Source organism: Streptomyces sp. E2N166 (assembly GCF_003671715.1).
GTDB classification, from domain to species: domain Bacteria; phylum Actinomycetota; class Actinomycetes; order Streptomycetales; family Streptomycetaceae; genus Streptomyces; species Streptomyces thinghirensis.
The window spans coordinates 864,384-868,843 of the sequence record NZ_RAIF01000012.1 but is presented as its reverse complement, the minus strand read 5'-3'; the positions used below and the strand labels follow the sequence as shown (position 1 = coordinate 868,843).

Genomic DNA, 4,460 nt, shown 5'->3' with positions numbered 1-4,460 from the left:
GGGGCTGGTCGCGCGGTTCCCCGCGCCACCTGGGGCGTGTGGCGGGGCGGCGCATGGGTGTGAGGTGCGCCTCCGGGGGCGTGCGGCGGGGCGGCGTCCGGATGTGCGGCGAGTCGCGCAGCAGGCGCGCCCGTGCGTACGGGCTCGGTGTCACGTGCCCGATCGGGCTGCCTCCCGTGCCTCCGGTGACTCCAGGCGCCCGGCCGTGCGCTCGGCCGTGCGGTGGGCCCAGCGGCCGTTGGTGACGGCGCCGAGGACCAGGACCGCGAGGCCGCAGGCGGCCAGGATCCACCAGCCGGGGCGGGCGGCGGAGACGAAGGCGTCGCGGTACGACGACGCGCCCACGCCCGCCGCCAGCACCGCGCCGACCACCGCCACGCCCAGGGTCTGGCCCAGCTGGCGGCTGGTGGAGGCGACGGCCGCGGCGACCCCGGCCTGGGCGCGGGGCATGCCCGAGACGGCGGTGTTGGTGATGGGCGCGTTGACGAAACCGAAGCCGACGCCGAAAAGGACGTAGCCGATGAAGAGGGTGACGTCGGACGTCTCGGCCTCGAAGGCGGCGAACAGGACCCCGCTCAGGGTCAGCGCGCCGCCCGCGATCAGCAGCGGCAGCCGTGGCCCCCGGGTGCCGACCAGCCGCCCGGACAGCGGGGCGCACAGGAAGGTCGGCACGGCCATCGGCAGCATCCACAAACCCGCGTGCAGGGCGCTCAGTCCGCGCACGTTCTGCAGATACAGCGTCGACAGGAACAGGAAGCCGCCGAGCGCGGCGAAGGCGCTGACCGCGATCACGGTGGCTCCGCTGAACGGTGCCGAGCGGAAGAAGCGCAGGTCGATGAGCGGCTCGGCGCGACGGGGTTCGTACCGGAGGAGACCGAGCAGGGCGGTGAGCGCCAGCAGGGCGAAGGGCCCCACCGTCGCGGGCCCGGCGTTCGGCGCCTCGATGATCGCGTATGTCAGGGAGCCGAACAGCACGATCACCATCAGCTGGCCCAGCGGGTCGGGGCGGCGGGCCTTCGGTGCGCGGGACTCGGGGACGAAGCGCAGGGTGAGCACCAGTGCCACGAGGCCCACCGGCAGGTTGACCCAGAAGATCGAGCGCCAGCCGACCGACTCCACGAGCAGGCCGCCGGCCAGCGGGCCGGCGGCCATCGATATGCCGACCACCGCGCCCCACACCCCGATCGCGCGGGCGCGCTCGCGGGGGTCGGTGAAGGTGTTGGTGATGATCGACATGGCGACCGGGTTGAGCATGGAACCGCCCACCGCCTGCATCATCCGGAACACGACCAGCCAGGACAGGTCCGGCGCCAGCGAGCAGAGCAGTGAGCCGAGGGTGAAGACGACCAGGCCCGTCACGAAGACCCGCTTGCGGCCGATCCGGTCGGCCGTGGACCCGGCGAGCATCAGCAGCGCGGCCAGCACCAGCGTGTACGCGTCGATCGCCCACTGGAGTCCCGACGTGCTCGCGTCGAAGTCGCGCTGCATGGCGGGCAGGGCGACGTTGAGGATCGTGTTGTCGATGCTCACGATCAGCAGACTCATGCAGCAGACGGCGAGCACGAGCAGACGTCGGCGGTGGGTGAGCTCGGCCATGGCCGCCATCGTACGCCCATTTTGATAGTGCGGTTAACTAATGACCGATACACGATCTTCGGTCCCGGGGTACGGCGAGCACTGCCCCGCGTACGTGACAATGGAGGAATGTCCACGCCCACCACGCCCGCCCCCAGCACCACCGCCCGGCCGTTGCGGATCGGCCCGCACACCGTCGCGCCGCCCGTCGTGCTGGCGCCGATGGCCGGGATCACCAACGCGCCCTTCCGTACGCTGTGCAGGGAGTTCAGTGGCGGCAAGGGGCTCTTCGTGAGCGAGATGATCACCACCCGGGCGCTGGTCGAGCGCAACGAGAAGACCATGCAGCTGATCCACTTCGACGCGACCGAGACGCCGCGCTCGATCCAGCTGTACGGCGTGGACCCCGCGACCGTCGGCAAGGCCGTCCGCATGATCGCGGAAGAGGGCCTCGCCGACCACATCGACCTGAACTTCGGCTGCCCCGTGCCCAAGGTGACCCGCAAGGGCGGCGGCTCGGCCCTGCCGTACAAGCGGAACCTGCTGCGGGCCATCGTCCGCGAGGCCGTGAGCGGCGCCGGTGACCTGCCCGTCACCATGAAGATGCGCAAGGGCATCGACGACGACCACCTCACCCACCTCGACGCCGGCCGCATCGCCGTCGAGGAGGGCGTGACCGCCATCGCCCTGCACGGCCGCACCGCAGCCCAGCACTACGGCGGCACCGCCGACTGGGACGCCATCGCCCGCCTGAAGGAGCACGTCCCGGAGATCCCCGTCCTGGGGAACGGCGACATCTGGTCGGCCGAGGACGCGCTGCGGATGGTCCGCGAGACCGGCTGCGACGGCGTGGTCGTGGGACGCGGGTGCCTGGGGCGGCCGTGGCTCTTCGCCGACCTGGTGGCCGCCTTCGAGGGGCGTACGGAGGACTACGTGCGGCCCTCCCTGCGCGAAGTCGCCGACGTGATGGTCCGGCACGCCACCCTGCTCGGCGAGTGGATCGGCGACGAGGCACGCGGCGTCATCGACTTCCGCAAGCACGTCGCCTGGTACCTCAAGGGCTTCGCGGTCGGCTCCGAGATGCGCAAGCGGCTCGCCATCACCTCCTCCCTGGAGGCGCTGCGCGCCGGCCTCGACGAACTCGACCTGGACCAGCCCTGGCCGGCCGGCGCCGACGGCCCCCGCGGCCGCACGTCCGGCAACAACCGGGTGGTCCTGCCGGACGGCTGGCTCAAGGACCCGTACGACTGCGCGGGCGTAGGCGACGAGGCGGAGCTGGACACCTCCGGCGGCTGATCAGTCCTGGGTCGGGTGCGGGATGGAGCCGTAGGCCGTCAGGAAGCGGTCGCGGAAGGAGCTCATCTTCCACACCGGGGCGTCCTGGGCGGGCTTGAGGCCCTCCGTCCAGTTCCAGTCGGCGATCGCGTCGAGCACCTTCGGGTCCTTGGCGACGATCGAGACGGGGACGTCCCGGCTCGTTTTGTCGCCGGTCACGCGCGTGATCGGCTCGTGGTCGCCGAGGAAGACCAGGACCGTGTCGTCGGTGCCATAGCGCTCCAGCCACTGGGTGAGGCTGGTGACCGAGTACTCGACCGACCTGCCGTACTCCTCCTTGGACCGCGCGGAGTCGGCGATGACGTCCGCCGCCTCCTCGCCCGACTCCTCGATGCCCTCGAAGACCGACCCGTCGCCGATCTCGTCCCAGCCGACCAGCTCCGGGATCGGCGCCCAGGGCTGGTGGCTGGAGGTCAGGATGATCTCCGCCATCAGCGGCCGGTCGCGCTTCCTGCCGTGCTCCAGGCGCTGGAAGGCCTCCAGCGCGTACTGGTCCGGCATGGTCGACCAGCTGAACTTCGGCCCCTCGTAGCCGACGTCGAACGCGTCGTAGACCTTGTCGAGCCCGTACCACTCCGCCTCCGGCCAGGCCTTCTGCACACCCGGCATGACGCCGACCGTGTCCCAGTCGCCGGTCTTCTCGAACGCCTTGGTGAGGGTGAGGTGGTCGCCGGCGGTGACGGTGCGGTAGCGCTGCTGGTTGTCGACCCACAGGCCCGACATGAAGGTGGAGTGGCCGAGCCAGCTGCTGCCCCCGTACGTCGCCGACGTCAGCCAGCCGCTCCGCGCCCGGTAGCCCGCCCCGGCCAGCGCCTTCGTGCTGGTGTCGAGCGTCCGGCCGACACCCGGTGCCATGACGGGGTCCTCGATGGCGCTGCGGCCGTAGCTCTCGATGAACGTGAAGATCACGTCCTTGCCGCGCAGGTCCGGCACCAGTTGCGCGCCGGGCGTGGCGCCGAAGCGGTCGGCCTTCGCCTCCTTCGCGAACGCCGCCTCGTCCCGCAGCGTGTCCACCACCCGGTGCGCCTGCGCCTCCAGTGCCCCGGAGGCGCTCCTGGTGGCCACCGGCACGCCGAAGGTCTGCACGCCCAGCGCCACGCACGTCATCCACACGGTGGCCGCCAGCAGCGCGCCCCGGGCCGCCCGCTCCCGGTGCGCGGCGAGCAGTTCGCCGAGCCGGACCGCCGCCAGGGCCATGAGGACCAGCAGGAGCAGGACCCCCACGACCGCGCCCACCGCGGCCCCGGTCGCCGCCGCCCCGCCCATCGAGTCCGCCACGTACGACCGGGCGTCGTCGAGCAGGCCCCAGTCCAGGACGACGTTGAAGCCCCGCCCCAGGTACTCGGTGAAGCCCATGTCGAGCAGGTTCAGCACGGTCAGCGCACCGAGGCCGGTACCGAACAGCGCCGCCAGCACCAGGCGCGGCACCCGCGGCAGGCAGAGCAGCAGTACCGCCCCGATGACCGCCTCCGCCGGGATGCGGGCGAACCGGTTGGGCTCCAGGGCGACGAGGGTGTTCGGCAGGAGCAGTGCCCCGAGCACGAGTACGG

At 72.0% G+C, this 4,460-nt stretch carries 3 protein-coding genes; 1 reads left to right on the top strand and 2 read right to left on the bottom strand.

Annotated features, from left to right (window positions below; genetic code table 11):
• Nucleotides 1-150 precede the first annotated feature (150 nt).
• On the bottom strand, nt 151-1,596 hold the full coding sequence (locus EBH09_RS11695) for an MFS transporter (protein WP_121746924.1): 1,446 nt from the start codon (nt 1,594-1,596) through the stop codon (nt 151-153).
• 108 nt (nt 1,597-1,704) lie between these two features.
• Between EBH09_RS11695 and dusB the strand changes: the two genes are divergently transcribed.
• Nucleotides 1,705-2,871, top strand: a complete 1,167-nt coding sequence (gene dusB, locus EBH09_RS11690; protein ID WP_121746923.1) for a tRNA dihydrouridine synthase DusB — start codon at nt 1,705-1,707, stop codon at nt 2,869-2,871.
• Here dusB and EBH09_RS11685 read toward each other — a convergent pair.
• Nucleotides 2,872-4,460, bottom strand: a 1,589-nt coding sequence (locus EBH09_RS11685; protein ID WP_121746922.1) for a CDP-alcohol phosphatidyltransferase, incomplete at its 5' end; no start/stop codon positions are given.